This window comes from Vibrio sp. 10N.222.52.B7 (genome assembly GCF_041474275.1).
Classification (GTDB): domain Bacteria; phylum Pseudomonadota; class Gammaproteobacteria; order Enterobacterales; family Vibrionaceae; genus Vibrio; species Vibrio crassostreae_C.
The window spans coordinates 1-328 of record NZ_JBFRTU010000263.1 but is presented as its reverse complement, the minus strand read 5'-3'; the positions used below and the strand labels follow the sequence as shown (position 1 = coordinate 328).

Here is a 328-nt window from a genome sequence, read left to right as displayed (position 1 = left end):
ATGTAAGGTACATGTGGGAAATACTGTTTAAGCTGACCTAATGATGCATATTCAGGGCGGAAATCGTGCCCCCACTGAGAGATACAGTGCGCTTCATCGACCGCAATCATCGAAAGCGGTAAGCCTTGTAGACGCTCGATAAAGTCACGCATCAACACGCGCTCTGGCGAGACATACACCATTTTCAACTGACCTGAGTTCATACGATTAAAGACCGAGATCAGATTCTCACGCGGCATTGACGAGTTAATGCACTCTGCCGCGACGCCGTTGGCTTTCAACTGATCAACCTGGTCTTTCATCAACGAAATCAGCGGTGAGATAACCA

General features: G+C 48.2%; 1 protein-coding gene. It reads right to left on the bottom strand.

Annotated elements, in window-relative coordinates:
* A partial coding sequence (locus tag AB4512_RS22745) for a DEAD/DEAH box helicase (RefSeq protein WP_372175801.1) occupies positions 1–328 on the bottom strand: 328 nt, incomplete at both ends.